Here is a 26,386-nt window from a genome sequence, read left to right as displayed (position 1 = left end):
GTTGCCGATGGTTCGCCTGGGCCGGCGTTTGGCAATCTGGTCACGTCAGTGACATGAACCACAACAGTTCCTGGGCAGTGATGCGCGTCATCGGGTACGCTCGCGCGGTGCATGACCGAAAACCCCAGGTAGGACTACTATTATGGTCGCTGATGTAATCAGTTGCGACAAGTTGCTCAAGCACCCGCGCGGCCTTGTGTGGGAGCTGATCAGCTCACCCGACATGTACCCCATGTTCTTTACCGGGGTCGGTTCCTGCGAGACCTTGATCGAGAGCACCGAAACGGGACCGGACCCGGAATACGTGGTGTTGTCCGCCCAGACCAAGGCCCGTGTTCGCCTGATTCTCAGCAACACCAAGGAGAGCCTCGCGATCGAGGGAGTCGACAACGACGGGCTGATCTCCGTGCGGTTGTTCGAGGAACGGTCCGCGCAGACTCGGGTGCGCATCACGGTGTTGCGGGCGGCGTCCGTCCTGCCCGCCGGTATCAAGAAGCCGAGTGTGGCCGTCAATCAATGGTTGATGGATGGGCTGGACAGAATTGATGACTATCTGTCCAGCGCGTCGACTTCCACCGTGTCCAACATGGGTGATAAAGGAAATATTCAAGTCAGCATCGCCCGGCTGATGATCGGGGTCGGTGTGGTGCGCATCCCGCGCCCCGATCGCGGACTTCGCCAGCTGGGTTCACTGGCGCGGTGGGGCTTCACCCTCCAGGGTGGATACGCCGCCGCTGCGGCACGCGCCCCCAAGCAGCTCGCGATCGCGGACGACGCCGGGCAGCTGACTTTCGAGCAACTTGACCGGCGCGCCGAGGGAATGGCCACGGGTCTGATGCGCGACGGCATCAACGAGACATCGAAGATTGGCCTGCTGGCTCGCAACAACATTGCCATGGTGGAGTGCCTTATTGCCTTCGGCATGCTCGGGGTGGACGTGATGCTGCTCAACAATGCGTTGGCAGCAACACAGATCCAGATTGCTGTAGCGCGTAACAACCTCACCAAGGTCTTCGTCGACGATGATCTGGACGAGCTCGTCAGGTACGTGCCCTGGGAGGTTGAGCTCATCAGCACCGGTCGCCGCAGTGCCATCAACGGGCGCCGCGGGCTGGATGATTTCGTGGTAGCCGACAAGCCGGGAGTGTTGCCGCCCACGCGCCCCGGGCATCAGGTGGTGCAAACCTCAGGAACCTCGGGAACGCCCAAGGGGGCGTTGCGGCCCACCCCGCGCGGGTTCGCCGTCATCGCCGCGATGCTTTCGCGGATGCCGATGAAGATGAACGAGACCATGCTCATCTCGGCCCCCGTCTTCCATGCCTGGGGACTGGGCTGTCTGCAGATCAGCACACCGCTGCGGGCGACGGTGATCCTGCAGGAGAAGTTTGATCCCGAAGAGTGCCTGCGTGCCATCGCGACCCGCAAGGTGACCACGCTGATCGCCGTCCCCGTCATGTTGCAGCGCATTGTGGATCTGCCCGCCAAGGTGCGCCAGAAGTACGACACATCGAGCCTGCGGCTGGTTGCCTGCAGTGGGTCACCGCTGAATGCCTCACTGGTACAACGGTTTACCGAGGCATTCGGTGAGGTTCTGTACAACTTCTACGGGTCCACCGAGGTGTCTTGGGCCACCATCGCCGATCCTGAGGACCTGGCAATCGCCCCCACCACGGTGGGTCGCCCGCCGCTGGGCACCACCATCGCGATTCTCGATGCCGACCGGCGGCCGGTGCCGCGCGGTGTCACGGGCAGGATCTTCGTCGGCAATGAGATGTTGTTCGACGGATACGTGGCCGACCCGTCACCGGCGTCGGTCAACGGTCTGCTGGACACCGGCGATCTGGGCCACCTGGACGCCGATGGACGTCTGTACATCGACGGTCGCGATGACGAAATGATCATCTCCGGCGGTGAGAACGTGTTCCCCAGGCCGGTGGAGGACGCGTTGGCCTTCCTGCCGCAGGTTGCCGACGTGGCCGTTGTCGGGACATCCGATGACAGCTTCGGTCAGCGGCTGTCGGCATTCGTCGTGCTACACCAGGATGCCGGCCTCGATGGAGACATGGTGCGCGCCTTCATCAAGAACCGGCTCAGCAAGTTTCACGTGCCCCGTGACGTGTACTTCGTCAAGGCGCTGCCGCGTACGTCGACCGGCAAGGTCATCAAGCGACTGCTGCTCGCGGACTGCGAGCGCGACGGGATCAGGCCGGAGTAGTCACGCCGAAACAGGGGAGGCGGCCCATCCACTCCACCGGGAGACATCGGTCAGCACCATAGGCCCGGTAGGTGGCGTTTCTCGGTACTGCCGATATTTATTGGCCAGCAAGTTGATCCAGGTGGAATCGGGTGTATCGAGAGTCCGCGCGGTGCCGTCGGCGCGGGCCCACCACAGCGCTGACCAATCCTCGTCATAGTGGTCTACCAGGAAGCTGACTGCGGGGTTCGCGGCGATGTTTCGCAGTCGCTGTAAATCGCGGCCTGACTTCGGTTTGTGATCAACCGCCCAGCAGATGGTGTCGCCAGCGATGGCGAAGGTCACCGGAACCAGATGCGGCACACCGGATTCGTTGATTGTCGCCAGCCTTGCCACCGCCGCCGCCTGGAAGCGGTGGCGCGCATCGGCTGGGTGGAGTCGCACGCCTAGCGTGCGCCTCCGTTGCAGATGTTGGCCAGCACATGGAAATTGTTGACGCCGTCGAACAGTAGGCCGCCGACCGCGCCTCCGCGATCGATGATCTCGGGGGAGGAGCGCACCTCCGGGGTGGCGACGAGCCAGGCCCCCGCGAGGTCGTAGGCACCGCTCAGGCCGTCGGCGAACGCGGTGAGCTGCTGGCGTGCGCCGGGCTCGGTGACTCCGTCCAGATTGGCCCGCACACCGTCGTTGGCCCGCCCCCACATGTCGCGGGCCTGTCCAATGGCCTCGACCTGCCGGTCCAGCCCGGAGTAGGCGGGATTGTCGCCGCGCAGGTACATCAGGGCCTCGGTGACGATCGGGCCGTTGTTGGCCGGATCGTCGACCGTCTTCGACATCTGGTCGATCGCAGCGCAGGTCGACTCCTCCGCGCCAGCCACCGGAATGCCGGCGCCGAACGGAATGAGAGCACAGCTCACCGCGGTAAGCAGACCTGACCGAACCCACATATGTCCTCCACAAGATGATGTGTCGCGTCGATAGAAACGGGAGCTTAGCTGTCTTTGCCAGACTTCGCTCAAGTGGCTCATAGGTTTGTTGTTACTCGTCGCGCAAGCGCTCATCGCGCAGGTGGTTGTTCTTCGCGCAAGCGCTCATCGAAATGATGCGGCCCCTCCGGGTGAAGTTCCCGGAAGGGCCGCAGTGGATCTTGATTCAGTGCGTCACTTGAGCTCTGCGGAGCTCAGCCCCAGCAGACGGCGGGCCACCACCAGCTGCTGGATCTGCTGAGTGCCCTCGAAGATGTCCAGGATCTTCGAGTCGCGGCCCCACTTCTCCAACAAGGTGCGCTCGGAATAGCCGGTGGTGCCGGCCATTTCGACGGCCTTGAGGGTGATGTCGCTGCCGACGCGGCCGGCCTTGGCCTTGGCCATCGAGGCTTCCATCGAGTTGGGGATGTTGTTATCGGCCTGCCAGGCGCTGCGCAGCGTCAGCAGGTACGACGCCTCCCAGTCGGCCTCCATCCGGAGGAACTCCGCGGCGGCCGAGTGCTGAGCATGCGCCGGCCTGTCGTAGGAGATCTCGATACCGGCGTCCTCGAGGATCTTGCGCAGTTCCTCCAGCGAGGCCCGCGAGACACCCACGGCCATGGCCGCCACGATCGGGCGGGTGTTGTCGAAGGTGCTCATCACACCGCCGAAACCCTTCTCGGTGTTGATCTCCGGATCGGACAGAATGTAGTCCTTGGGGATCCGGGCGTTGTCGAAGCGGATGACGGCGGTGTCGGACGCCTTGATGCCGAGCTTCTCCTCGAGCCGCTCGATGGTGACACCGGGGTGTTCACGCGGCACCAGGAAGGACTTGATGGCGGGGCGGCCCTTGGTCTTGTCCAGGGTCGCCCACACCACGATGTGGGTGGCACGTGAACCGGCGGTGACGAAGATCTTCTCGCCGTTGATGACGTACTCGTCACCGTCGAGCTTGGCGGTGGTGGTGACCGCCGCCGAGTCCGATCCGAAGCCAGGTTCGGTGATGGCCATGGCGGCCCACACCTTGCCGAACTTGTCGGCGTCTTCCTTGGTGGTCACGCTCGACACGGCGGCGTTGCCCAGGCCCTGGAAGGGGATGGTCAGCAGTAGGCCGCAGTCGCCCCAGCTCATTTCGAGGGCGTTCAGCAGCGCGGACATGTTGGCGCCGTTGACGTTCTGCTTCTCGGTGTTCTCCTCGGCGCGGAAGGCCTCGGCGCCGGCGAAGGCGAAGGTACCTGCGGCACTGACACCGGCGAACAGCGTCTCCAGCGTGTCCAGCTCGACGGGATAGGTGTGCTCGGCCAGGTCGTACTTGCGAGAGATGGGCCGCACCAGCTCGGCAGCGCCCTGGTGCCCCTTCTCCTGAACGGCCTGCAACTTCTTGGGGAGTTCCAAATTGATTGCCATGGAAAGACTTTCGTGTAGTAGAGAAGACGATGGGGGAGAACGGCGCTACAGGACAACCACGCCTTCGGCGACACCGATGGCACGCAGATTGCGGTACCAGCGCTCCACCGGGTGCTCCTTGGTGAAGCCGTGTCCGCCGAGCAGCTGCACGCCGTCGAGGCCGATCTGCATGCCCTTATCGGTGGCGAGCTTGCGGGCCAGCGCGGCCTCGCGGATGAACGGCAGGCCCTGTTCGGCACGAGAGGCGCCGCGCAGCGTGACCAGCCGCAGGCCATCGAGTTCGATGGCGATGTTGGCGCACATGAACGCAACGGCCTGGCGGCGGGCGATGGGCTCGCCGAACGCCTCGCGCTGCTTGACGTAGGGGATCACGTAGTCGAGCACGGCCTGGCCGGTGCCGACCGCGAGTGATGCCCAACCAAGGCGAGCCAGTGCGACGGCCTCGGAGTAATCGGAGGCTGCGGCTCCGTCCTCACCGAGCAGACCGGCGGCGGGAACCGCGACGTTGTTCAGGTTCAGCCGACCCAGCGCAGCGCCGCGGATACCCATGCTCGGGTCTTCCTCGACGGTGATGCCTTCGGTGCCCGACTCGACGATGAACAGCGACGGGCGGCCGTTGTAGTTGGCGGCCACGATGAACAGCTCGGCCTGTGCGGCGGCGGGAACCAACGACTTGACGCCGTTGAGCCGGAAACCGCTGGGGGTGCGGGTGGCCGTGGTCTTGAGGCTGAAGGGATCGAACAGCGCCTGCGGCTCGGCGATGACAACCGAGGCCTGCGGCACGCTCTCGCCCGCGAACTCCTTGAGGTAGGTGGCCTGTTGGTCGGCGCTGCCCCAGTTGGTCAGCGTGGAAGCGACACCTGAGGGAGCCAGGATTGGCAGCGCCAGACCCATGTCGCCGTACGAAAGAGCCTCGGCCACAAGGGAGTTAGTCACTGTCGAGCGTTGCGAAGCGATGCCGTCGAAGTCCTCGGGGATGTTGATGGCGGTGACGCCCAGCTCGGCGACCTTGCTCAGCAGGTCGGCGGGGTAGGTCTTGTTCTTGTCCGACTCATAGGCGGCGGGGCGGACGACCTCGACGGCGAATTCCTTCACCGTGTCGGCGATCATCTTTTGCTCGTCCTCGGGATTGAGGTCGAAGAAGTCGGCGTTCGCCTTGTCGAGGCGCTTGGGCCCGCTCTTGCTGCCGGACACCTTCTTGAAGGTGCGGTTGGCAACGCCAAGGGTGGTGAACAGGCCCTTGGTGGTCTCGAAGATGCCCTTGTTGAAGGCTCCGCGCAGGTTGTACTTGTCCAGCAGCTCCGAACCCGCGATCGGGGTCAGCACCGCGATGAGGATGTCGATCGCGCCGCGCTTGTGCTTCTGGAGGCCTACGCCCGTCTCGTGCTTCGCCAGGCTCTTGCTCTTGGCGGCCTTTTTCTCGTCGCGCGGGGTCAACGTGTTGGTCATGTCACCAGCCGTTTCTGGGGTCAAAGTGGGGTTCTGTCGGAGTATCTGATCGGTACCTTACTCCGAAGTAAGAACCGTATCTTACTAAGCGGTAAGATACGCACAAAAGGAGGCCCAGATCACATCGTGTTTCGGTGCGCGAGCGGGAGTCTCGGGAGTCTCGGGAGTCTTAGGAGAGGGCGCCCAGCACCTCGTCGTGTAACAACCCGTTGGTCGCTACCGCGCTGCCGCCATGCGGACCGGGCTCGCCGGCCAGACTCGTGAATCGGCCGCCGGCCTCGCGAACCAGGATGTCCAGGGGCGCCAGGTCCCACAGCGAGACCTCGGGCTCGGCAGCGATATCGACCGCTCCCTCGGCCACCAGGCAATATGAGAAGAAGTCGCCGTATCCCCGGACCCGCCACACCTCGTCGGTCAGGTCGATGAATCGATCGCGTTTCCCGCGATCCGCCCAGCCCGACAGGCTGGAGAACGACAGGCTTGCCGATGCCAGTTGGTCGACTCCGGAGACATGGATCGGACGATCCTCACCCGACCCGACACGGCTGTGGGCGCCGAGCCCGGCGGCCGCCCACCACCGGCGGGACAGCGCCGGGGCGCTGATCACACCGACGATGGGGATGCCGTCCTCAAGCAACGCGATGAGTGTGGCCCAAACGGGGACTCCGCGCGCGAAGTTCTTGGTGCCGTCGATGGGATCGATCACCCAGCTTCGGCCCAGTCGGCCACTTCCTTCAAAATCGCCGCCGTACTCTTCGCCGAGCACCGAATCCCCCGGACGCGATCGGTGCAGTAGGGAGCGTAGGACGGATTCCACCCCGGTGTCCGCGTCGGTCACCGGGGTCAGGTCGGGTTTGGTGTCCACTCGAAGATCGAGCGCGCCGAACCGCGACGTGGTGATTTCATCGGCGGCATCGGCCAATTCGAGAGCCAGCCGACGGTCTTCGCGCAAGGACACGGTTGCTGGAGATCTTCGCGCGAGCGGCTCATCCGTGGGCGTCATGCCTGCAGTCCTACCATGAAGGTGTGTGGGAATTCCTGGTGCTACTGCTGATCGGTGGATCGCTCGTTTTCGTCATCATGCAGATGCGACGCGGTCGGCAAGCTCAACCCGGTATGAACGCTGCGGAAGGAACCCTGTTGGTGACCGGGGTCAGTCCCCGTCCCGAGGGGGTGACAGGCGGACAGTTGGTCACCATCACCGGTGCCATCAATGGTCCGACGGTCGCCGAATACATCACCTATCGGCAGATCGTGCGCGACGTCAACGACTGGCCGCGCATTGGCGATCTGATCCCGGTGTTGTATTCGCCGAAGAATCCGGAGCGTTGGGATGTGCTGCTCGCTCCGTCGGTTGGATCAACTCCCCAGCAGTATCCGAGTGGGCCGCCATCGATCGAAAACATCGATCCGGTGCCGCCTCCGCCGCCGCCTTCTCTGCCCCCTCCGCCTCCTCCCGGGCCTTATGAGGGGCCGTCATCAACGGAGGATCCGGCCAAAAAGCACGAACCGCCGCCGCGGTACTACGAGCCTCCGCCGCTGTAACGGGGTGGCCCGAACCAGGTCTGCAGCGCGCCGTTGAGCCCGGTTGTCGTACCGTCGCCCACCCATGCGACGTGCCCGTCCGGACGGATCAGCGCCGCGTGTGGAGCTTCGGCCACGCCGATAACCGGAAGTTCCAAAGTTCCTTCCGTGCCTAGGTATTCGGCGTCGACGGCATCGACCCGATGGGACCATCCGGAGATGCCGGTGATGGGCGTACCCAGGTTCAGCAGCACCCCGCGACCGTCGTGCAGCAGCGTGAAGACGCGCACGACTCCCTCGGCGGTGCGCACCTGCAGATCCGGCATGCGCCGGCCCAAGAGAGGATGGCCCGGCCCCAGGTCGTAGTGGATGTCCAGGCCGCTCATCATCGCCGCGATCTGGCGTCGCGGCTTTTCCAGGGTCAATAGGTCGGAGAGGATGTCGCGCAGCGCACCGACGCGCTCGCCGGGGCGGCTGAGTGCTGTTTGCGCCAAGGTGTTGTGGAGTACCCGTGCCGCGACGGGGTGTCGCTCTGCGTGATAGGTGTCCAGCAGGCCTCGGGGCGACGTGCCGTTGACGACCTGGGCCAGTTTCCAACCGAGATTGACCGCATCCTGGACCCCGGTGTTGAGGCCTTGCCCGCCGATGGGGAAGTGCACGTGGGCGGCATCACCAGCAAGCAGCACTCGCCCCTTGCGGTATGTAGCGGCCTGTCGGGTTACGTCAGTGAATCGGGAAATCCAAGTGGGACTGTGCATTCCGTAGTCGGTGCCACGGGCGGACAGCAACGCCTCGCTGAGGTCGCGCAGTGTCGGCTCAGCGGTTCGTCCGAGTTGCGGCTCGGTGACCAGGACTCGAACCGGTCCGCCCTCTTCGAATTTGAAGAAGGAATGCAAGGCGCCCTGGCGGTGGATTCCCCACTCGGGCTCCTCGGTCACCTGGACATCGGCGACCAGGCAACTGGTCGATGGATCCCAACCGGGGAACTCGATTCCGGCGATCTTGCGGACCAGGCTGCGTCCGCCGTCGCAGCCAACGAGGTATTGCGCCCGCAGCGTCGAGCCGTCGGAGAGTTCGACATCGACGGCGTCGCCGGACGGGGTGAATCCGGTGACCTCATGACCGCGATAGATCGGCACGCCATGCTCAACGACCCATTCACACAGGGTGCGCTCGATGCGGTACTGCAACAGCGCGAGCCCGAAGGGGTGCCTGGTCGGCTGGTCGCTCATGTCCAGGAGCAGCGCGGAAAAATGCGCGACGGGTGCACTGAACCCTTGGGGGAGGAAGCGGTCGACGATCCCGCGTTGATCGAGTACTTCGAGGGTGCGTGAGGTCATGCCGCCGGCGCGCGAACCGTCCAGGTCATGGGTCGTGCGCCGCTCGACGATGGCGACATCGACTCCCGCCAACGCGAGTTCGCCGGCCAGCATCAACCCCGTCGGCCCGCCTCCGACAATCACCACCGCGTGTTCAGTCATAAGGACGAAGCTACCCGAAAAATAAGTAAAATAAGAGAACCCTAAGGAAATATTAAGAGGGATGTCTCTGGTGAGCCCCTTGGGCGAAGGGCGACGTCACGGCTCGCCGTGTCGTTCGGCCGCGGCCAGCAGCTGGGGCACCGTCTCCAGCTTCACTCGGGGGCGGCCCTGCGGTTCGCCGGTTGCGCGCTCATGCGAATCAATGGTCAGCCAATCGGATTGAGACACGATGTGCGGTTCGTGGCCCAGCAGCCATTTCTCCAGGGCTGCGGTATCGGGCGCAGCTCCCAAGTCGGCGGTCGCCAGGTCGGCGAGCAAAGTGTCCACCGTCTCCTGTGAGTCGCTCTTGTTGGTTCCGATGACGCCGACCGGCCCGCGTTTGATCCAGCCGACCACATACTCGTTCTCGCGGCCCTCGATGCGTCCCGCGTTGTTGAAGATGACGCCGCGCCGGGAATCGAACGGCAACCCGGGTACCTGAACTCCGCGATAACCAATGGCGCGCACCACCAGGTGGGTGGGCAGCGTGTCGCGTTCACCCGTGTCGTGGGCGACGATGTATCCGTCTTCGTCGACGAGTTCGTTGCGGCCCAACGTGATTGACTCCACCTCGCCATCGCCGTGCAGCTCGATGGGGGAGGTGCGGAACCGAAACACCACCCGGCGATGGCCCTCGGTGTGCGGTCGCTCCGAGAATTTGCGCAAGGTGTCGATGTTGGTGCGGGTTGGCTTGGGTGCGGCAGCCAATTGTTCGTCGGTGATACCTGCCAGGTCTTCGGGGTCCACCACGACGTCGACGCCCGGCAGTTCACCCATCTCGCGCAGCTCCAATGGGGTGAAGGTGGCCTGCAGTGGGCCGCGTCGTCCGATGATCACGACCTCACGGATCGCGTTGTGGTCTAAAGAATCCAGCGCACGGTCGGCGATGTCGGTGGTGTGCAGCGATTCCGGATCCATGCCCAGAATGCGTGCCACGTCCAGCGCCACGTTGCCGTTCCCGACCACCACGGCGCGCTTGCCCGAGAGGTCGACCGACACCTTCTGATGCGTGGGATTGGCGTTGTACCAGCCCACCACGTCGACGGCGGCGATGCAGCCCGGCAGTTGATCACCCGGGATCCCCAGGGGCTTGTCGGACTGGGCGCCAACCGCGTAGATCACCGCGTCGTAGCGCGACGCCAGCTCCTCGGCGGTGATCTGCACACCCACTTCGATGTTGCCGAAGAACCGAAAACGCGGATGCGTCGCCGTCTTCTCGAATACCGCGCTGACCGACTTGATCTTGGGGTGATCCGGAGCCACCCCGGACCGAACCAAACCCCAAGGAGTGGGGAGCATTTCGAGCATGTCGACATGCACGTCGAAATCAGAGTGTTTGAGCAGCGATCCGGCGGCAAAGAACCCGGAGGGCCCCGCACCGACGATGGCGACGTGAACGGCGCGCACCCTCGTCCATCCTTGTCTGCCCGCCAGGGGGCAGCGGCTGTCGTCGGCTATGGGCTGGCCGACAGGGGGCTGGCCGCGGTCCTGTGCGGACGGGTTACCCCACCGATGCTAGCGACGGTTCCGGGGGTGCGTGGGAACTCGACCTATCGAGCTCCGTGTCTAGGCCCGCATTTCGTACACGCCGGACAGCGCCTCGACCCGATTCCAAATCGCATCGAAGCGTTCGGAATTGAATACAGGTTCTGAAATCACGTCCTTGGCCCACTGCCGTTGCGTAGCGGTGGCCTCGCGCTTGCCGATCAGATCGACCGCGTACTGCGAGAAGTCCCGGTTGAGGATCTCGAAGATCTGATCGATGAGCTGCTCGTCGGCGCCCCGCAGCTTGGCTTGTTCCAGGATCAGGCCGCCGTAGACCACGAGGGTGAACAGCTCGCCGATGCTCAGCTGCAGGTCCAGCCCTGCATTCTTGATGGCGTCCTTCTCCGCGGCCACCAGGGTGGCCAGCGCCTCGGCGCGCTCGGTGAAGGCGGCGACATTCGGAATGCCTGCGTTCTCCGCGAACGGCTTGCGCCAATCGTGGAACTGGACCTTGCCCAGGCCGCTCGCCGGACCCTGGTTGAAGAGGAACTCGTCGTCGCGGGCTTCCAGCTGCACTCCGGGAACCGCAAGGTCCTGCGAATGGTGCAGGTAGGCGGGCATGAACTTGAGGATCAGTGCCAGGTTGACGGCCACCGTGCCCTCGAGCTTGGGCAACCCCGCCACGTCGATACGTGCTGCGGTGGTGTAGGTCTCGGCCTCGAATGCCTTGGCCGACATGACATCCCCGAGCAGTGCCAGCACCTTCTCGGCCTCGGTGGTGGCCTTCATCTTGGTGACCGGGTTGAACAGCAGGTAGCGCCGATCCTCGGGGCTCGCGGTGCGGAAGTAGTCCACGGCGCGCTCGCTGAACAGCTTCATGCCCATCAACCGGGCGTAGGCGTCCACGAACTCGCGGCGCACATGGTCGAACTTGGTGACCGGGTTGCCGTACAGAATGCGGTTGTGCGCGTGCGTGACCGATTCGTACAGGGCGTGTGTCGACAGGCCGATGCCGCCGAAGCACAGGTTGAATTTGCCGATGTTGACGGTGTTGAGCGCCGCGCTGAAGGCGTCCGCGCCGACGTGCAGGATGTCGTCTTCGCTCACCGGGTAGTCGTTGAGCTCGAACTCGGCGACATACATCTGGGACGGCACGACGTTCTTGATCACCGTGTAGTTGGGGTGCTCACTGTCGGCGAGGAAGAAGACGTACTGGTCCAGACCGTCGCGGCCCTGGACGCGGCCGAACACCGACACGATGCGGGCGCAGTTGCCGTTGCCGATGTAGTACTTGCTGCCGGAGGCCTTGTATCCGCCGCCTTCTGTGCCTTCCACGGGGGTAAGGACCATGTCGGTGGAGTAGATGTCGGCGCCGTGGGCCTGCTCGGACAGGCCGAAGGCCGCGACGGCACCGCCGTCAAGCAGATCGGCGGCACGCTTGCGGGGGTCGGTGTTGGTGCTCTGCCACACCGGTCCGAGCCCGAGCACGGTTACCTGCCACGGGTACCAGTAGTTCAGGCCGTAGAAGCCGAGGATTTCCGAGAGCTTGGCCACGCGGGCGGTGTCCCAGCGCTTGTCGGCGTTTCCGGCGCTGTCGGCGGCCGGGGTGAGGAAGGTGGCGAACAGCTTCTCGTGCGCCGCGAAGTCCAGGAAGTCCTGGTAGAAGACCTTGTCGACGTAGTCCTTGAGCAGGCGGGTCTTCCCGCGCTCTTCGAACCAATTGACGGTTGCCTTCAGGAGCCGACGTGTCTCGCCGTCGAATTCGGCGAAGTCGTCCTGGGTCGGGTGCAGCAGTTCGGTCTTGGGCGCAGTATTCGTTTCCTGACTCACGGTCAGGAACTTACCAGTGCGTCAGTTTGGATAGGGAGGGACGGGAAACTGAACGCCCAGTGCACAACTGTCGGATCGTCCGTTGAATCCGCCGACCGTGCGCCCATGCGGGTGATCACGTTCCTCGGCGCGTGCGGTGACCGCGGGCGGGGGGCGACCCGCCGGGCCGGAATGTTGTGGTCCGTCGGCCCGGTAGCCTGAACTGTTGTGGATCTGGACTGCCAAGCCGACATCGCTGACCTCGACACGACCCTCACCACGGTGGAGCGGGTGCTCGACGTCGACGGCCTGCGTTCCCGGATCAAGACGCTCGAAGAAGCCGCCGCCGACCCCAACCTCTGGGACGACCAGACGCGCGCTCAGCAGGTGACGAGCCAGCTCTCGCACGCCCAGGGTGAGCTGCGGCGCGTCGAAGCGCTGCGGCAGCGGCTCGATGATCTGCCGGTGCTGTACGAGCTCGCGGAGGAATCCGAAGACGCTTCCGTTGTCGCGGAAGCCGATGCCGACCGCGTCAAGCTGCGCGAGGACATCGAGGCCATGGAGGTCCGGACGCTGCTGTCCGGTGAGTACGACGAGCGCGAGGCCGTGGTCACCATCCGGTCCGGCGCAGGCGGTGTGGACGCCGCGGACTGGGCCGAGATGCTCATGCGCATGTACATCCGCTGGGCCGAGGCGCACAAGTACCCGGTGGAGGTGTTTGACACCTCCTACGCCGAAGAGGCGGGTATCAAGAGCGCGACCTTCGCCGTGCACGCCCCCTTTGCCTACGGCACGCTGTCGGTGGAACAGGGCACGCACCGGTTGGTCCGAATCAGCCCGTTCGACAACCAGAGCCGGCGGCAGACATCGTTCGCCGATGTCGAGGTGCTCCCGGTGGTGGAGACGACCGATCACATCGAGATCCCCGAAGGTGATCTGCGCGTTGACGTTTACCGATCGAGCGGGCCGGGTGGCCAGTCGGTCAACACCACCGACTCGGCCGTGCGGCTCACACACATCCCGACGGGGATCGTCGTCACCTGCCAGAACGAGAAGTCGCAGCTGCAGAACAAGGTCGCGGCGATGCGCGTGCTCCAGGCCAGGCTGCTGGAGCGCAAGCGGCTCGAGGAGCGCGCACAGATGGATGCGCTCAAGGGCGATGGTGGCAGCTCATGGGGCACTCAGATGCGCTCCTATGTGCTGCAGCCGTATCAGATGGTTAAGGACCTGCGTACCGAGTACGAGGTAGGCAATCCCGCGGCGGTACTCGACGGCGACATCGACGGATTCCTCGAGGCGGGCATCCGGTGGCGCAATAGGCGAGATGACTAGCGCCGCCGAGTTCCACGCGGCGGGCCTTCGCCTCGCAGAGCGCTGGGACACCCTGTGGTCCAGTGAGGTTGGCCGTTGGCTACTCAACAACGGTCTGCAGATCGTCATCGCCGTCCTCGGCGCGATGATCCTCGTGCGCTTCATCAACTGGGGCGCCCAAAAGATCACCCGCCGATTGGACCGCTCGTTCACGCAGAGCGATGCGCTGGTGCGCTCCGAGGCCAGTAAGCACCGCCAGGCGCTCGCCTCCGTCATCTCCTGGATCGTCGTGGTACTGGTTGTCGTGGTTACCACCGTGCATGTCGTTGGGGTGCTGGGCATTTCGATAGGCGGCCTCGCGGGTCCGGCAGCCGTGCTGGGTGGTGCGCTGGGTTTCGGCGCTCAACGCGTCGTCCAGGATCTACTGAGTGGGTTCTTTCTTATCACCGAAAAGCAGTACGGCTTCGGCGATCTGGTGGAGCTGTACGTGCAGGGGCAAACCACGGAATCTCGGGGGACCGTCGAGGAGGTCACTTTGCGCGTCACCAAACTGCGCTCGGGTGACGGTGAGGTCATCACCATTCCGAACGGGCTGATCGTCAAGGCGGTCAATCTCTCCAAGGACTGGGCCCGCGCGGTCGTCGACATCCCGGTGCCGACGAGCGTGGACCTGGCGCGCGTCAATGACGTGTTGTACGACGTGTGTCAGCAGGCGCTGGTGGACCGCGATCTGTCTCAGCTGCTGCTCGACGCGCCGTCGCTGATGGGCGTGGAGAGCATCGAGGTGGACCGGGTCAACGTACGCATGGTGGCGCGGACGTTGCCGGGTAAGCAGTTCGAGGTGGGCCGGCGGCTACGTGCCAAGGTCATCGCAGCCCTGGCCAGGGCCGGCGTCGCACTGGTGGGGGACAGCCGCCCGGTGGTGCGCACCATGTCGTCGTCGAGCTCCGGAGAGCTCAAACGCGACAACAAGCGCGAGGAGGGTCGCGAAGAGGGCGTCGACACCAAGCCGCAGCCGATCGTGAAGGACGAGGATCTCAGATGAGTGAACCTCGCCAGGAACCGTTATGGGAAAAGCTCCTGTCCTGGGGAACCAAGGCCAGGGCAAAGGTCAGGATCCGGACCTCGACCGCTGTGCTCATTCTCGCGTTCGTCGCGGCGAGCTGGCTCTACGAGATCAACAAGCCGGAGCCCGCGCCGCCGCAGCCGCCTCCGGGATACACCTGGGTGCCCAAGCCCAGCGTCACCACGTCCACGCCGCGGCCCGTGCCGACCACCACCAGGCGTCCGACGACCACGACTCCGCCTACCACCACGACCACGACGACGGAGCCGACCAACACGATCGTCACGACTTTTCCGACGTCGACGCCTAGCGGAATACCGCCGACACCCCCGACAACGACCCCGCCTCAGCCGCCCGGATGGTTGCCCCCCTGGTTGGTCCCGCCGCAGCTTCCGCCGCTGCCAGGTGCGCCTCCTCCGGCACCTCCACCCCCGGCGCCCTAGTCGCCCTCACGGTCATCACGGGTTTCCCGGCTAGACTGGCGTGCCGTGATCAGCCTCGACAAGGTAACCAAGCTCTACAAATCGTCGGCTCGGCCCGCGTTGGACAACGTGAGCCTCGAGATCGACAAGGGTGAGTTTGTGTTCCTCATCGGTCCTTCGGGTTCGGGTAAGTCGACATTCATGCGGCTGCTGCTGGGCGAGGAGCTGCCCACCAAGGGCGAAATTCAGGTTTCCAAGTTCCACGTCAACAAGCTGCGCGGCCGCGAGATCCCGCACCTCCGGCAGACGATCGGCTGTGTGTTTCAGGACTTCCGGCTGCTCCAGCAGAAGACGGTGTACGAGAATGTGGCCTTCGCGCTTGAGGTGATCGGCAAGCAGACGGACATCATCAACCGCATCGTTCCCGAGGTGCTGGAGATGGTGAACCTGACCGGCAAGGCCAGTCGGTTGCCCTCGGAGCTGTCGGGTGGCGAGCAGCAGCGCGTCGGTATCGCGCGCGCCTTCGTCAATCGTCCGCTGGTGCTACTGGCCGACGAGCCGACCGGGAACCTGGACCCCGAAACCAGTGAGGACATCATGGCGCTGCTGGAGCGGATCAACCGCACCGGTACTACCGTGCTGATGGCGACCCACGACCATCACATCGTCGACTCGATGCGCCAGCGCGTGATCGAGCTGGAACTGGGCAAGCTGATCCGCGACGAGCAGCGCGGTGTCTACGGGGTAGATAGGTAAGTGGAATAGAACATGCGTTTTGGATTCCTGTTCAACGAGGTCCTCACCGGCCTGCGTCGCAATGTGACGATGACGGTGGCGATGATCATCACGACCGCCATCGCGATCGGGTTGTTCGGTGGTGGTCTGCTGGTGATATCACTGGCCAAGAACTCGAAGGCCATCTACTTGGACCGCGTGGAGACGCAGATCTTCCTCACCGAGGACCTGTCCGCCAGCGATACCAACTGCAGCAGCGATATCTGCAAGGGCCTGCGCGACGAGATCGAAAAGCGTTCCGACATCAAGTCGGTGCGTTTCGTGAACCGTGAGGACGCGTACACGGACGCCGAGAAGCGCTTGCCGCAGTTCCGGGACTTGATGAAGGATGTGAGCAAGGACGCGTTCCCCGCCTCCTTCATCGTCAAGCTCAAGAACCCGGAGACCCACGCGGATTTCGATGAGTCATTCGTCGGTAAGCCCGGTGTGAAGGGCGTGCTCAACCAGAAAGATCTGATCGACCGCTTGTTCGCGGTCCTGAACAGCCTGCGTGACGCGGCGTTCATGATCGCGCTGATTCAGGCTGTCGGTGCGGTTCTCTTGATCGCCAACATGGTTCAGGTCGCCGCGTACACGCGGCGCACCGAGGTGGGCATCATGCGGTTGGTGGGTGCCACTCGTTGGTACACACAATTGCCGTTCCTGTTGGAGGCGGTGATCGCGGCGCTTGCCGGTGTGGCGCTGGCGGTGATCGGTCTGATCGTGGCGCGGGTGACCATCCTGAACGGGGCGCTGGAACAGTTCATTCAGGCCAATCTGATTGCCCCGATCACCTATGGCGACGTATTCCTCGCGTCGATTCAGATGGCGGCGCTGGGCATCCTGCTGGCCGGGGTGACCGCCTATGTGACGCTTCGTCTCTACGTGCGTAGATAGGTCCTGGCGATGAGTAAGAAACCGACCGACGGGCGAAAGGTCATCGCGACCAATCGCAAGGCGCGGCACAACTACTCGATCCTCGACGTGTACGAGGCCGGGGTGCAGCTGGTCGGCACCGAGGTCAAGAGCCTGCGCGAGGGCAAGGCCTCCCTGGTGGACGCCTTCGCTACCGTCGACGACGGCGAGGTCTGGCTGCGCGCGTTACATATCCCGCAGTACGACCATGGCACCTGGACCAACCATGCCCCGCTGCGGAACCGGAAGTTGTTGTTGCACAGGGCTCAGATCGACATGCTGGTGGGCAAGACACGTGACGGCAATCTGACGCTGGTGCCGTTGTCGCTGTATTTCCTGGACGGCAAGGTCAAGGTGGAATTGGCGTTGGCGCGCGGCAAGCAGGCCCACGACAAGCGTCAGGACCTGGCCAAGCGGGACGCGACCCGCGAGATCACCCGCGAATTGGGGCGTCGCGCAAAAGGCATGTAGCTCACACTCACACGCCGTCCCCGCCGCTCCTCGTGCCGAGACCGAGGTTGTGGCGGATTCGTCTCGTATCTTCTCGCCACAACCTCGGTCTCGGCAACGGCTAGAAGGCCCGGCTACCCGTGGGGGACAGCACGAATCCGTGCGGACCGTCACCGGTGAAGTTGTTGGGCAGTATGCAGATCGTCTCGCGCTGATCGCTCACGGCGCACGTGACCATCTTGTCGGTGGCCTTGAGGCCAAAGGTGATCTTCTGACCGGGGGCCAGCGGGCGATAGGCGCTGGGGTCGACGGACGCGGGACCGGCCGGCGACGCGTCGGGCCGCGCGACAATCTCCTGCTGGCCCAGGTCGGGCATATGAGTCAGGCTCGCCGCCGGGGTATTGAGCGATACCGTGGCGATGTTCTCGTCACCCGCGACGCCGGGCAGCTTGCCCCAGCAGGTGCCGTCGACGCCGGTGGCCCGGGAGTTCGCGGTGATGCGGCAGTGCAGGCCGTCAGGGGTGATGAACTGCACACCTGTGGTGGCGTACGCGGAGTACGTCTCAAAGGCGGTGGGCTCGACCGGTGCGTACCCGTCGAGGTTGGGTACCAGCGGCTCGGCGGACGCCTGAACAGCGAATACGGTCGCGCCGGCCATAACGACGGCGTAGGTACTCAGCAGCATGCGCATGGTCGTGAACTCCCCAGATTTGGCGATTTCCAGCACGCTACCGCGGCATGGGTAGGTAATTCGGTGGCTTCGTGGATCTGCGGCGGTAGGATGGAGTGTCTCACCGAAGGTCGGTGGGGTGACGGGGCTGAAAGGTTTCGACAGCGAGTCTCGACTTAAGGGAAGCGTGCCGGTGCAGGCAAGAGACCACCGTAAGCGTCATTGCAACCAATTAAGCGCCGATTCTCATCAGCGCGACTACGCACTCGCTGCCTAAGCGACTGCGTGTCTGTCAGACCGGGAGCTCCCGCGGCCCGGACCCTGGCATCAGCTAGCGGGATCAACCGGTGGTTTCGGCCGCGGAGACCACCGGGACATCAAACAGCGGCTGGGATCGTCATCTCGGCTTGTTCGCGGGACCGAGAGATCCAAGTAGAGGCATAGCGAACTGCGCACGGAGAAGCCTTAATGAACGGCCGTTGGACCCGGGTTCAATTCCCGGCAGCTCCACAAAGGAAGACCCCCCGAACACTCGGGGGGTCTTCTTTCGCTCTAGGGTCCGTCAGACCTGTGCTCGGCGCCGGGCAAGAGCGGGGAGCACGTGCTCCGCGAGCAGAGGAGCCAGATCTGTGGGATACGGCTCGTCGAGTAACTGCCAGCGCAGTTCCTCGATTTCGGCGGCCGGTTGATTGACCGGTACCGGCGGATGCGCGAACACCGTTGACTCGACATCGAATCCGGGTTCGTTCGCAGCCGCAGCTCTGAAGACCCCGAGCGCATGCAGTGCGGTCGGTTCCAGATCGATCGACAGCTCTTCGCGGACTTCGCGTACGGCGGTTTCCACTGCGCTTTCGCCCAGGTCGGGCTTACCGCCGGGCAACATAAACCGGGTGCTGCCGCGTTTCCGGACGGTCAGCACCGCGCCGCGGTCATCGCGCAGCACCACAGCGCAGACTCGAATGGTGCCCATGGGCTCGCTCGTACTCACGCCGCCAGCATAGAAGCCGTCAGGCAACGCCACATTGACATGCCAGGAGTCCTTTCTCTTAGGCGTCCCAGCTACCTTGCGGCACTGATGATTTCAGGCATCCTAGTTCCCCGTGGTCGATGGTGCACCTGATTATTTGCCAACCATCACCGCGGCCTTCGCGACCGGACCTCTTGTGCAGCTCGGCTCATTTAGCCGTGCGCTTGCACGCCACCGTGATGTAGGCGATCTGGTGATCGATGTCATGGCTCCAGGTGACGCCCCCACGGGTGCCGTCGCCGACGCCGCCACCGGCCTTGGTCTGCGTGGTGGTATCCGCCCACACTGCCGGGCCGATCCGGGTGCCGACAACCGATCCGGCATCCAAGGGGCAGTTGCCGATTCGCTCGTACTGAACTTTATAGCCCTGGGATTGGAGCTCGGCGCCGAGTTCGCTGGGTGTTTGAGGGGATTTAGGTCCCGCGGATGCGGGCGCTGCGCACAGCAATGCAAGAGAAGTACACGCCGCGGCCGTCAGGCCGAGGGTAGATTTGGACATGCCACACCTTCCTGGAGTGGTTTTGAAGGCGTTGGCGGCGGGAGACTTTGGCGAGACGACCGCCGCCAACGCTTCTGAGAGATTGCACCATTACGCACAACGGCAGCTGAGCTCCATGCATTCCCCGATGGGTGAAGCCACGCTCACATAGCCGTTCTCTGGGGTACGGATGTACTCCAGATATGGCTTGCTGCTTTCGAATCCGACGTTATCGGCGATGACGAGCGCTCCCGGCGCCAGCTTATCCTCGAGAATCTTGAGAATCGGCAAGTCGAGGTCGGGCCAGCCGTCCAGCAGCAGGAAATCGATCGGTCCATCAATCGTCTTCAGTGTCTCGCGAGCATCGCCCTCCAGGATGGTGATGAGGTCGGACACTCCGGCCTCGGCGAAGGTTGCGCGTGAGGCGGTGATCTTCGTGGTGTTCATTTCGGTGGTGATGATGCGGCCGAAACCGTTGTCGCGAACGGCGGCGGCCGAATGCAGGGTCGAGATCCCGTAAGACAGTCCGTACTCGACGATGGTCTTCGGCCTGGTGGCGCGGACCAGGCTGTAGAGCAGCCGCCCGGCATCGGGTGCGACAGGCACGTAGGTGTTCTGGAACAGCTCGACGCGCTCCTCGACGGATTTCTTGTGGAAGGTGTCGCGGTCGACGGGCGGCGCATCGTGCGAAGCGTTCTCGAAGAGGCGGTCCACGATCGTGGCGAATGCTGGTTCGTGAAGTGTCGTTGTCATGAACCTAGAGTAGACGCTACGTACTGTCTAGTCTAGGGTGGTGATTCGATGGGGACTGTGAATGAGACGGCGAAGCCCCGCGAGGCCGGCGACGCGCGCCGTCATTTCGGAAATCGGCATGGCCGTAGCGAGACCGCGCGTGAGGCCGTGATTCACGCTGCCGACGATCTGCTGGTCGCCAAGGGCTATGCCGGAGTGACCATGGAAGGCATCGCCAAGGCCGCGGGCGTGGCCAAGCAGACCGTCTATCGATGGTGGGGTTCCAAGGCGGACGTACTGATGGACGTCTTCCTGGAAGACGCCGCCTCGCAGCTGGATCCACCCGATCTGGGCAGCCTCGAGGCCGATCTGCGGCACCACCTGGGTGCCACCGCGCGGTTCCTGACGACCGATGACGCGGGTGCGGTGTTTCGGGCCCTTATTGGACAGTCGCAGCATGATCCGCAGCTCGCGAATGCGTTCCGGGCTCGCTATCTGCGCGAGCAGCAGGCGCGCGACCAAATTCCGATCGCTCGCGCGGTGCATCGAGGGGAACTGTCCGACGAGGTGAATGTCGCTCGTCTGGCTGAGCAGTTGGTGGCGCCCCTGTACTACCGCGTGATCGTCACGGGGGAGGCGGTCGACGGCGGATTCCTGGATTCGCTCGTCGACGAGTTTCTGGTCCGGCTGGAATAATGTCAACCCAACTGACATTATTCATGGCATGACCGAATTGAATGATCCCGCAGGATTCCATGCCGACGTCATGGCCCAGATTCGCGAAACCGGTGGCGCCGATGGGTTCTTCGCGCAGTTCGACATGCTCATCTTGCATACCGTCGGCGCCAAGTCGGGCGAACCGCGGGAAAACCCGATGGCTTACCAGCCGGGCGAAGAGAGTGACGAGTTCTATGTGTTTGCCTCCAACAATGGACGGGACAGTAGTTCCGCGTGGTACCACAACGCGCTGGCGCATCCCGAGAAGGTGTCCGTCGAAATCGGTGATGAACACTGCCCGGTGACGGTGCGCGATGTGGTGGGTGAGGAGCGCGATCGGATCTATGCGCGCCAGGCGGAGCGCTTCGAGAACTTCGCCGAATACGCACGCAAGACCACTCGGATTATCCCGGTACTGGGGCTCACGCGCGTGGATTAGCGAGCGGCGCTGGCAAATTCACACGTACCTCACAGTTGAGCGCTGATGAGGACTCGCCGGAGAGTCCAAGGCGTGCTTGACGCATTTTGAACGGATTGTCCACGACAATGGTCAACTGTTATGGGCGAGCAGGATTCTGATCAAGCGCAGCGCTGGGTGCTGGAGAAGGGCCGTCTGGTCGTCGGTATCGCTGCGGCATTTGTCATGGCCGTCACGGGTTTTGGCTGGGCCGGATATAACACGGCGGTGGGGCAGATCATCACTTCGCACGTGTTACCCGGGGTATTGACTCCTGTCGGCCAGGACCAGAACATCCTGCTTATGGGCCTGGATAGTCGGCTCGACCAAAACGGGCAGCCGCTGCCACAGGACATGTACGACGCGCTGCATGCCGGTGACGAGACATCCGGTGGGTACAACGCGAATGTGCTGATTGTGGTGCACATCCCGGGCAATGACGGCCCCATCACCGCGGTGTCGATCCCACGCGACGACTATGTGGACCTGGCGGGCTGCCCGGGGTCGGTGTGTAAGGGCAAGGTCAAGCAGGCCTACGGATTTGCCTACCAGCAGGCCTTGGACACGCAGGCAGGCGGCGGTTCGGACACTGCGGGCGCCAACGATCTGACCGCTCGGGAGCAAGCAGCCCGCGAGGCGGGGCGCAAGGCCCAGATCGACACGGTGCGTGACTTCCTGGGTGTGCCGATCGATCACTTCGTGGAAGTGACCCTTGCCGCGTTCTTCCAGATCGCCAAGGCAGTGCAGCCCATCACGGTATGTCTGAACCACGACACGGTCGATGAGTTCTCCGGGGCCAACTTCCACGAGGGTGTTCAGCAGATCGATGCTTCCCAGGCGATGGCTTTCGTCAGACAACGGCGTGACGAAAACGACGGATCGTTCACGGATATGGATCGCACCCGCCGCCAGCAGGCGTTCCTGGTGTCGTTGTTGACCGCAGTCCGTAAGGGTGGTGCGATGTCGAACCCCGCTGCGATACGCAACATTCTCAACGTCGCGCACGAGAATGTCGCGATCGACTCCGGGCTCAACATTGTCGACTTTGCCGCGCGCGCCTCGACGTTGACCAAGAGGCCGATGTCGCTCTATACGCTGCCCATCTCTGACTTTGGCCAGGATTCGAACGGCTCGGACGTCAATATCGTGGATCTCCCGACGATCCGGCAGATCGTCCATGATCGATTCTCCGCCGATATCGCCCCCGCACCGCCCGCTGCGGCGTCGGTTGCTCCCGCGGCTCCGCTCTCGGCACCCGTGGTGCTCAACGTCGTCAACGCGACAGAGCGGGACGGGCTGGGCGCGGCGATCGAAGATGCCTTTACGGCCCGGGGATTCACGCGTGGTCGTGCGACGACGGCAGAGGCCATGTCGACCGAGAGCTCGATTGTGTATGGCTCAGACGCCCAAGAGGGTGCGCAGGCACTCGCCGATCAACTGCGCCTGCCCATGACGGAATCCGGGGCGGTGGCACCCGGAACTGTTCAGTTGACGGTGGGCTCGCAATTCCCTGCGGATGGCTACATCGCACATCACAGCTCCGGGAGGAAGGGCGAATCGTCAGCGGACGCCAATTCCACCGACGTCTTGACCGCGGTTGCCGCGACGGGAACGGGCGTACAGGCGCCGTCGCCTACCGACTTGAGTCAGATGGGTGCCGACGGCGTCCCGTGCGTCAAGTGAGCTGATCAGTCGTCCGTGCGGAATCGAACGTGCAATGCGCGCACATCCCCGGCGAGATCCGGTGCCGGACCGTTGGTCTCCATGCCGGGCGCCACTTCGTTGATGGACAACGCCGTGACCGGCCTCGGGCGAACACCCAGGTCGCTGAGCGATTGCCGAACCCCATAAACTCTACTTATGCCTCTTCCTCCGGGCACACCCGACCTCGACGTGCTGGACCTGCTGATGTCCGTCGCTGAGACGGGCAGTCTCGGAGCGGCTGCGCGCCAGCACGGCATTTCACAACCTGCGGCCAGCATGCGCATCCGTGCGCTGGAACGGCGCCTTCGGCTGGTGCTGCTCGAGCGTGGCCCCACCGGGTCGCGGCTGACCGACGCCGGACTGGCCGTCATCGGCTATGCCACGCCGGTGCTCGCGGCGGCGCGAGAGTTCGTCACCGGTGTGGCCGCGCTGCACTCCGGCCAGGCGCCGCGGCTGGTGGTCGCCGCCTCGCGCACCATCGCCGATCATCGGATGCCGTTGTGGCTGACGGCCCTTCGATCACGGCATGCGGACGTCGCGGTATCGCTGGAAGTCGGCAACACGCAACAGGTCTGTGAGTTGGTGCGGGGCGGTAGTGCGACTCTGGGATTCATCGAGGGGCCGCATGCACCGCCCGGATTGGGTGGGGAGGTGCTGGGCGCCGACGAGCTGGTTGTCGTGGTGGGGCCGGGGCATAAGTGGGCTCGGCGGCGTAAACCCGTGACACTGCGCGAACTTGCCACCACGCCGCTACTCATGCGCGAGCCGGGCTCTGGTACCCGCGACACCGTTTGGGAAGTACTGAGCCAGGTGTGCCAGCCGGCGACTCCGGCGGCAGAACTGGGCTCTGCAGCGGCGATCAAGGCCGCGGCGGCAACGGGTTTGGCGCCGGCTGTGATCAGCCGACTCATCGCGGCCCCCGAGCTGTCGGCGGGCACGCTCTGCGAGGTCGCCCTCGCCGACGAGATGGTGTTCACCCGTCAGTTCCGGGCGGTATGGATGCCGGGGTCTCCGCCGACGGGACCGGCGCGGGCACTGGTGGACCTGGCGTCTGCCGTCGATTAGGGGACCAGCGCCCGCAGGTAGCGATGGCGGAAGACCCGCTGTGCCACCAGGAGTATCGGGAAAACTCGCCGCCAGAAGCCGGATGGCGCCGCCTGCGTCAGTGAGCGCAGTGTCAAAAAGACTGTGCCGTCGCCGCTCCGGTGCACGATGAAAGCCTCCTCGCCTGATACGGGATGTCCCGGTAGCGTGCCGTACGCGAATCCGCACCGGTCGTCGGTGTCGGCCACCGCCACGATCCGCACCGGTTCGTGGACGCTGAGCCGACCCCATCCGAAGCTGATCCGGAACTCGGTGCCTTCGCTCACAGTCATCTCCGGGTCCACCCGGAAGCCACTGTGCCGCTTGACACCCCAGTTCAACACGGCTTGCGAAGCCTTCCGCCATGCTTCGTCCCCGTATCCGATGGGGACGGTCCGCTCGAATCGTCGTAGCCCGAATGAGGCAGCGGTCCAGATGCTTTCGCCCGGACGCGTGGCACCCGCTGGCCCATAAGTCAGGACCTCGGAGTTCATCGCACCCTCCCCAGTCGTCGTGGTGTGAGATCGTCGAACGTCACTGTTTCCCCACAACTCTCGCATGTCGGCTGCACATGCAGCACCGAGCCGCATCGGTGTTCCCAGACGCTCGGTGGGGGTCCCTGAGTGACGAACGTGTCACCCCACTCCATCAAATCGAACAGCACCGGCCGGAGGGCGCGCCCCGATTCGGTCAGCAGGTATTCGTAACGGGGCGGGCGCGCTTCGTACTGTCGCTTTTCCAGGACACCCGCGTCCACGAGCTTGCGCAGCCGGGTAGCCAGGATGTCGCGGCTGGCGCCGGTGTTGCGGACGATCTCGTCGAAGCGTCGGTTGCCCAGCATGATCTCGCGCAGGACCACCAGGGTCCAGCGTTCCCCGATCACCTCGAGGGCATTGGCTATCGAACATACTCTCATAGTCGTGAAATCCAACTTAGCACGTTATGTACTTAGTCACACTTAGTTGTGAATTCAAACTGACTGGGCGTATACCGACAGAAGAGGAGTTCAACGATGAATCCAGGAGGCTTGCCATGAGAGACGCAGTGATTGTCGACGCGGTACGGACACCCGTGGGCAAGGGGAAGCCGGGCGGGTCGCTCTCGGGTGTGCACCCGGTCGATCTGCACGCGCACGCTATCCGAGCGCTCGTCGAGCGCACCGGGATAGACCCGGCCCTCATCGACGATGTCATCAGCGGCGCAGTCGGGCAGGTGGGGGAGCAGAGCTCCAACACGGCACGGTGGGCGGCACTGGCCGCCGGGTTGCCCGAGACCGTCCCGGCGGTGACCGTCGACCGTCAATGTGGCAGCAGTCAGCAGGCCATCCACTTTGCGGCGCAAGGGGTCATCGCGGGGGCTTACGACGTGGTGATCGCCTCGGGTATCGAGTCGATGAGCCGGGTGCCCATGGGCAGCCAAAGCCTGGGCAAGGACTTTTTCGGGTCTGAGGTCGCCGATCGGTATCCGGAAGGGCTAGTCCCGCAAGGCATCAGTGCCGAGCTGATCGCGGCGAAATGGAACCTGTCGCGCGAGCAACTGGATTCCTTCGCCGCCGAGAGTCATCGCCGCGCCGCCCAGGCGCGGTCCGAGGGCAGATTCGCTCGCGACGTGGTGCCGATCAAGGCTCCCACTGCCGATGGTGAACTGAGCGAGGTGACTGCCGATGAATCGGTGCGGCCGTCTAGCACCGCGGACATCTTGGCCGGGCTCCAACCCGCGTTCCGTAATGAGTTGTGGGAGAGGCGCTTCCCTCAGATCGACTGGAAGGTCACCGCGGGAAACTCTTCGCCGATCAACGACGGCGCGTCCGCCGTGCTTATCACCTCCGGCGAGACCGCCAAACGGCTTGGACTTACCCCACGGGCCCGCGTGCATTCGGTCGCGGTGGTGGGGGACGATCCGTTGTACATGCTTACCGGAGTCATCCCTGCGACCGCGAAAGTTCTTGACCGCGCAGGTTTATCGTTGGCGGATATGGACGCCTTCGAGGTCAACGAGGCGTTCGCGTCGGTGGTTCTGGCCTGGCAAGCCGCGACTGGTGCCGACTTGTCCAAGGTCAACATCAATGGCGGTGCCACCGCCATCGGGCACCCGCTGGGGGCCAGCGGTGGGCGGCTCATGACCACCCTGATATCGGTGCTGGAGCAAACCGGTGGACGCTACGGCTTGCAAACGATGTGCGAGGCAGGCGGATTGGCCAACGCGACCATCATTGAGCGGTTGTAGG

General features: G+C 64.1%; 27 protein-coding genes, 1 other RNA gene and 2 pseudogenes. 14 read left to right on the top strand and 16 right to left on the bottom strand.

All coding sequences use genetic code 11. The annotated features are described in order from the left end of the window. The first annotated feature begins 142 nt into the window (after positions 1–142). Positions 143–2,215, top strand: coding sequence for an acyl-CoA synthetase (locus tag AC5Y5C_RS11315; RefSeq protein WP_499971997.1), 2,073 nt, complete (start codon positions 143–145; stop codon positions 2,213–2,215). On the opposite strand, the gene AC5Y5C_RS11310 is transcribed toward AC5Y5C_RS11315, so the two are convergent. The 5 genes from AC5Y5C_RS11310 to hisN all read right to left on the bottom strand — a co-directional run bounded on the left by AC5Y5C_RS11310 (position 2,216) and on the right by hisN (position 6,973). After that, positions 2,216–2,638, bottom strand: a complete 423-nt coding sequence (locus AC5Y5C_RS11310; RefSeq protein WP_499971995.1) for a TIGR03668 family PPOX class F420-dependent oxidoreductase — start codon at positions 2,636–2,638, stop codon at positions 2,216–2,218. It lies immediately after the preceding gene. A 2-nt stretch (positions 2,639–2,640) separates the two neighbouring features. Beyond that, a complete protein-coding gene (locus AC5Y5C_RS11305) occupies positions 2,641–3,141 on the bottom strand; it encodes a hypothetical protein (protein WP_499971993.1) in 501 nt (166 codons plus the stop codon). A 213-nt stretch (positions 3,142–3,354) separates the two neighbouring features. Further along, positions 3,355–4,566 carry an acyl-CoA dehydrogenase family protein gene (locus AC5Y5C_RS11300; RefSeq protein ID WP_499971991.1) on the bottom strand — a complete coding sequence of 404 codons (1,212 nt, stop codon included), beginning with the start codon at positions 4,564–4,566 and terminating at the stop codon, positions 3,355–3,357. Between the two features lie 45 nt (positions 4,567–4,611). Beyond that, on the bottom strand, positions 4,612–6,015 hold the full coding sequence (locus AC5Y5C_RS11295; RefSeq protein WP_499971989.1) for an acyl-CoA dehydrogenase family protein: 1,404 nt from the start codon (positions 6,013–6,015) through the stop codon (positions 4,612–4,614). A 169-nt stretch (positions 6,016–6,184) separates the two neighbouring features. After that, positions 6,185–6,973 (bottom strand): histidinol-phosphatase, encoded by a 789-nt coding sequence (hisN, locus tag AC5Y5C_RS11290; protein ID WP_499973122.1) that lies wholly within the window; start codon positions 6,971–6,973, stop codon positions 6,185–6,187. A 68-nt stretch (positions 6,974–7,041) separates the two neighbouring features. Between hisN and AC5Y5C_RS11285 the strand changes: the two genes are divergently transcribed. Beyond that, positions 7,042–7,560: a DUF3592 domain-containing protein gene (locus tag AC5Y5C_RS11285; RefSeq protein ID WP_499971987.1), complete on the top strand. Its 519-nt coding sequence runs from the start codon at positions 7,042–7,044 to the stop codon at positions 7,558–7,560. Here the strand turns inward: AC5Y5C_RS11285 and AC5Y5C_RS11280 are convergent. The 3 genes from AC5Y5C_RS11280 to AC5Y5C_RS11270 form a co-directional block, all read right to left on the bottom strand. Then, positions 7,539–9,020 carry an FAD-dependent monooxygenase gene (locus AC5Y5C_RS11280; protein WP_499971984.1) on the bottom strand — a complete coding sequence of 494 codons (1,482 nt, stop codon included), beginning with the start codon at positions 9,018–9,020 and terminating at the stop codon, positions 7,539–7,541. The genes AC5Y5C_RS11285 and AC5Y5C_RS11280 overlap by 22 nt on opposite strands. 96 nt (positions 9,021–9,116) lie before the next feature. Then, complete coding sequence (locus AC5Y5C_RS11275) at positions 9,117–10,466, bottom strand: FAD-dependent oxidoreductase (RefSeq protein ID WP_499971982.1); 1,350 nt, start codon at positions 10,464–10,466, stop codon at positions 9,117–9,119. 159 nt (positions 10,467–10,625) lie between these two features. Next, complete coding sequence (locus AC5Y5C_RS11270) at positions 10,626–12,374, bottom strand: acyl-CoA dehydrogenase family protein (RefSeq protein ID WP_499971980.1); 1,749 nt, start codon at positions 12,372–12,374, stop codon at positions 10,626–10,628. Between the two features lie 207 nt (positions 12,375–12,581). Between AC5Y5C_RS11270 and prfB the strand changes: the two genes are divergently transcribed. The 3 genes and pseudogenes from prfB to AC5Y5C_RS11255 all read left to right on the top strand — a co-directional run. Further along, positions 12,582–13,685 (top strand): peptide chain release factor 2, encoded by a 1,104-nt coding sequence (gene prfB, locus AC5Y5C_RS11265; protein ID WP_499971978.1) that lies wholly within the window; start codon positions 12,582–12,584, stop codon positions 13,683–13,685. Further along, positions 13,678–14,709, top strand: coding sequence for a mechanosensitive ion channel family protein (locus AC5Y5C_RS11260; RefSeq protein WP_499971976.1), 1,032 nt, complete (start codon positions 13,678–13,680; stop codon positions 14,707–14,709). The genes prfB and AC5Y5C_RS11260 overlap by 8 nt, the downstream gene beginning before the upstream one ends. Next, positions 14,706–14,819, top strand: a pseudogene (locus tag AC5Y5C_RS11255) (Rv3103c transmembrane domain-containing protein); the annotation flags it as partial. The gene AC5Y5C_RS11260 and the pseudogene AC5Y5C_RS11255, both read left to right, overlap by 4 nt. A 14-nt stretch (positions 14,820–14,833) precedes the next feature. Here the strand turns inward: AC5Y5C_RS11255 and AC5Y5C_RS11250 are convergent. Next, entirely contained in the window at positions 14,834–15,046 is a 213-nt protein-coding gene (locus AC5Y5C_RS11250) for a hypothetical protein (protein ID WP_499973120.1), read from the bottom strand. Between the two features lie 172 nt (positions 15,047–15,218). Here AC5Y5C_RS11250 and ftsE point away from each other — a divergent pair, with 172 nt between their 5' ends. From ftsE to smpB, 3 genes are read left to right on the top strand one after another with little or no spacing between them, the layout of a single operon-like run. Then, positions 15,219–15,908 carry a cell division ATP-binding protein FtsE gene (gene ftsE, locus AC5Y5C_RS11245; protein WP_046254400.1) on the top strand — a complete coding sequence of 230 codons (690 nt, stop codon included), beginning with the start codon at positions 15,219–15,221 and terminating at the stop codon, positions 15,906–15,908. Positions 15,909–15,920: 12 nt separating this feature from the next. Then, positions 15,921–16,823, top strand: coding sequence for a permease-like cell division protein FtsX (ftsX, locus tag AC5Y5C_RS11240; protein WP_499971973.1), 903 nt, complete (start codon positions 15,921–15,923; stop codon positions 16,821–16,823). Positions 16,824–16,832: 9 nt separating this feature from the next. Continuing rightward, positions 16,833–17,312, top strand: coding sequence for an SsrA-binding protein SmpB (gene smpB, locus AC5Y5C_RS11235; protein ID WP_499971971.1), 480 nt, complete (start codon positions 16,833–16,835; stop codon positions 17,310–17,312). Between the two features lie 100 nt (positions 17,313–17,412). Here smpB and AC5Y5C_RS11230 read toward each other — a convergent pair whose 3' ends face one another. Then, complete coding sequence (locus tag AC5Y5C_RS11230) at positions 17,413–17,982, bottom strand: hypothetical protein (protein ID WP_499973118.1); 570 nt, start codon at positions 17,980–17,982, stop codon at positions 17,413–17,415. A gap of 123 nt (positions 17,983–18,105) precedes the next feature. Here AC5Y5C_RS11230 and ssrA point away from each other — a divergent pair. Beyond that, positions 18,106–18,474, top strand: a transfer-messenger RNA (tmRNA) gene (gene ssrA, locus AC5Y5C_RS11225). A 49-nt stretch (positions 18,475–18,523) separates the two neighbouring features. Here ssrA and AC5Y5C_RS11220 read toward each other — a convergent pair. From AC5Y5C_RS11220 to AC5Y5C_RS11210, 3 genes are all read right to left on the bottom strand, one after another. Beyond that, a complete protein-coding gene (locus AC5Y5C_RS11220; RefSeq protein WP_499973116.1) occupies positions 18,524–18,880 on the bottom strand; it encodes an NUDIX hydrolase in 357 nt (118 codons plus the stop codon). Between the two features lie 256 nt (positions 18,881–19,136). Next, the gene (locus AC5Y5C_RS11215) at positions 19,137–19,487 is read right to left on the bottom strand and encodes a hypothetical protein (protein ID WP_499973272.1); all 351 of its coding nucleotides are present in this window, start codon (positions 19,485–19,487) and stop codon (positions 19,137–19,139) included. 90 nt (positions 19,488–19,577) lie between these two features. After that, positions 19,578–20,219 carry an O-methyltransferase gene (locus AC5Y5C_RS11210; RefSeq protein ID WP_499971968.1) on the bottom strand — a complete coding sequence of 214 codons (642 nt, stop codon included), beginning with the start codon at positions 20,217–20,219 and terminating at the stop codon, positions 19,578–19,580. A 57-nt stretch (positions 20,220–20,276) separates the two neighbouring features. Here AC5Y5C_RS11210 and AC5Y5C_RS11205 point away from each other — a divergent pair, with 57 nt between their 5' ends. The 3 genes from AC5Y5C_RS11205 to AC5Y5C_RS11195 all read left to right on the top strand — a co-directional run bounded on the left by AC5Y5C_RS11205 (position 20,277) and on the right by AC5Y5C_RS11195 (position 23,055). Next, the gene (locus AC5Y5C_RS11205) at positions 20,277–20,894 is read left to right on the top strand and encodes a TetR/AcrR family transcriptional regulator (protein ID WP_499971965.1); all 618 of its coding nucleotides are present in this window, start codon (positions 20,277–20,279) and stop codon (positions 20,892–20,894) included. 28 nt (positions 20,895–20,922) lie between these two features. Continuing rightward, positions 20,923–21,354 (top strand): nitroreductase/quinone reductase family protein, encoded by a 432-nt coding sequence (locus AC5Y5C_RS11200; RefSeq protein WP_499971962.1) that lies wholly within the window; start codon positions 20,923–20,925, stop codon positions 21,352–21,354. 120 nt (positions 21,355–21,474) lie between these two features. After that, positions 21,475–23,055: an LCP family protein gene (locus AC5Y5C_RS11195; RefSeq protein WP_499971960.1), complete on the top strand. Its 1,581-nt coding sequence runs from the start codon at positions 21,475–21,477 to the stop codon at positions 23,053–23,055. Between the two features lie 5 nt (positions 23,056–23,060). On the opposite strand, the pseudogene AC5Y5C_RS11190 reads toward AC5Y5C_RS11195, so the two are convergent. After that, positions 23,061–23,210 (bottom strand): annotated as a pseudogene (locus AC5Y5C_RS11190) (nucleoside deaminase); the annotation flags it as partial. Positions 23,211–23,232: 22 nt separating this feature from the next. Here AC5Y5C_RS11190 and AC5Y5C_RS11185 point away from each other — a divergent pair. Continuing rightward, the gene (locus AC5Y5C_RS11185; RefSeq protein WP_499971958.1) at positions 23,233–24,141 is read left to right on the top strand and encodes a LysR family transcriptional regulator; all 909 of its coding nucleotides are present in this window, start codon (positions 23,233–23,235) and stop codon (positions 24,139–24,141) included. Here AC5Y5C_RS11185 and AC5Y5C_RS11180 read toward each other — a convergent pair. Together AC5Y5C_RS11180 and AC5Y5C_RS11175 are read right to left on the bottom strand one after the other, a co-directional pair. Continuing rightward, positions 24,138–24,653 carry a DUF1990 domain-containing protein gene (locus AC5Y5C_RS11180; protein ID WP_499971957.1) on the bottom strand — a complete coding sequence of 172 codons (516 nt, stop codon included), beginning with the start codon at positions 24,651–24,653 and terminating at the stop codon, positions 24,138–24,140. The genes AC5Y5C_RS11185 and AC5Y5C_RS11180 overlap by 4 nt on opposite strands. After that, on the bottom strand, positions 24,650–25,075 hold the full coding sequence (locus tag AC5Y5C_RS11175; RefSeq protein WP_499971955.1) for a winged helix-turn-helix transcriptional regulator: 426 nt from the start codon (positions 25,073–25,075) through the stop codon (positions 24,650–24,652). The genes AC5Y5C_RS11180 and AC5Y5C_RS11175 overlap by 4 nt, the downstream gene beginning before the upstream one ends. A gap of 116 nt (positions 25,076–25,191) precedes the next feature. On the opposite strand from AC5Y5C_RS11175, the gene AC5Y5C_RS11170 reads away from it, so the two are divergent. Next, positions 25,192–26,385, top strand: coding sequence for a thiolase family protein (locus AC5Y5C_RS11170; protein WP_499971953.1), 1,194 nt, complete (start codon positions 25,192–25,194; stop codon positions 26,383–26,385). Position 26,386 lies beyond the last annotated feature (1 nt).

The sequence above is a fragment of the Mycobacterium sp. NGS15 genome, from assembly GCF_059813245.1.
Note: the sequence above shows the minus strand (reverse complement) of the source record. Positions and strands in the feature narration are given on the sequence as shown.

Excerpts from the sequence above, each read along its gene's own strand:
- AC5Y5C_RS11315 (WP_499971997.1), top strand. The coding sequence starts at position 143 with ATGGTCGCTGATGTAATCAGTTGCGACAAGTTGCTCAAGCACCCGCGC.
- AC5Y5C_RS11305 (WP_499971993.1), bottom strand. The coding sequence starts at position 3,141 with ATGTGGGTTCGGTCAGGTCTGCTTACCGCGGTGAGCTGTGCTCTCATT.
- AC5Y5C_RS11300 (WP_499971991.1), bottom strand. The coding sequence starts at position 4,566 with ATGGCAATCAATTTGGAACTCCCCAAGAAGTTGCAGGCCGTTCAGGAG.
- AC5Y5C_RS11295 (WP_499971989.1), bottom strand. The coding sequence starts at position 6,015 with ATGACCAACACGTTGACCCCGCGCGACGAGAAAAAGGCCGCCAAGAGC.
- AC5Y5C_RS11280 (WP_499971984.1), bottom strand. The coding sequence starts at position 9,020 with ATGACTGAACACGCGGTGGTGATTGTCGGAGGCGGGCCGACGGGGTTG.
- AC5Y5C_RS11260 (WP_499971976.1), top strand. The coding sequence starts at position 13,678 with ATGACTAGCGCCGCCGAGTTCCACGCGGCGGGCCTTCGCCTCGCAGAG.
- ftsX (WP_499971973.1), top strand. The coding sequence starts at position 15,921 with ATGCGTTTTGGATTCCTGTTCAACGAGGTCCTCACCGGCCTGCGTCGC.
- smpB (WP_499971971.1), top strand. The coding sequence starts at position 16,833 with ATGAGTAAGAAACCGACCGACGGGCGAAAGGTCATCGCGACCAATCGC.
- AC5Y5C_RS11230 (WP_499973118.1), bottom strand. The coding sequence starts at position 17,982 with ATGCGCATGCTGCTGAGTACCTACGCCGTCGTTATGGCCGGCGCGACC.
- AC5Y5C_RS11215 (WP_499973272.1), bottom strand. The coding sequence starts at position 19,487 with ATGTCCAAATCTACCCTCGGCCTGACGGCCGCGGCGTGTACTTCTCTT.
- AC5Y5C_RS11210 (WP_499971968.1), bottom strand. The coding sequence starts at position 20,219 with ATGACAACGACACTTCACGAACCAGCATTCGCCACGATCGTGGACCGC.
- AC5Y5C_RS11200 (WP_499971962.1), top strand. The coding sequence starts at position 20,923 with ATGACCGAATTGAATGATCCCGCAGGATTCCATGCCGACGTCATGGCC.
- AC5Y5C_RS11195 (WP_499971960.1), top strand. The coding sequence starts at position 21,475 with ATGGGCGAGCAGGATTCTGATCAAGCGCAGCGCTGGGTGCTGGAGAAG.
- AC5Y5C_RS11185 (WP_499971958.1), top strand. The coding sequence starts at position 23,233 with ATGCCTCTTCCTCCGGGCACACCCGACCTCGACGTGCTGGACCTGCTG.
- AC5Y5C_RS11180 (WP_499971957.1), bottom strand. The coding sequence starts at position 24,653 with ATGAACTCCGAGGTCCTGACTTATGGGCCAGCGGGTGCCACGCGTCCG.
- AC5Y5C_RS11175 (WP_499971955.1), bottom strand. The coding sequence starts at position 25,075 with ATGAGAGTATGTTCGATAGCCAATGCCCTCGAGGTGATCGGGGAACGC.
- AC5Y5C_RS11170 (WP_499971953.1), top strand. The coding sequence starts at position 25,192 with ATGAGAGACGCAGTGATTGTCGACGCGGTACGGACACCCGTGGGCAAG.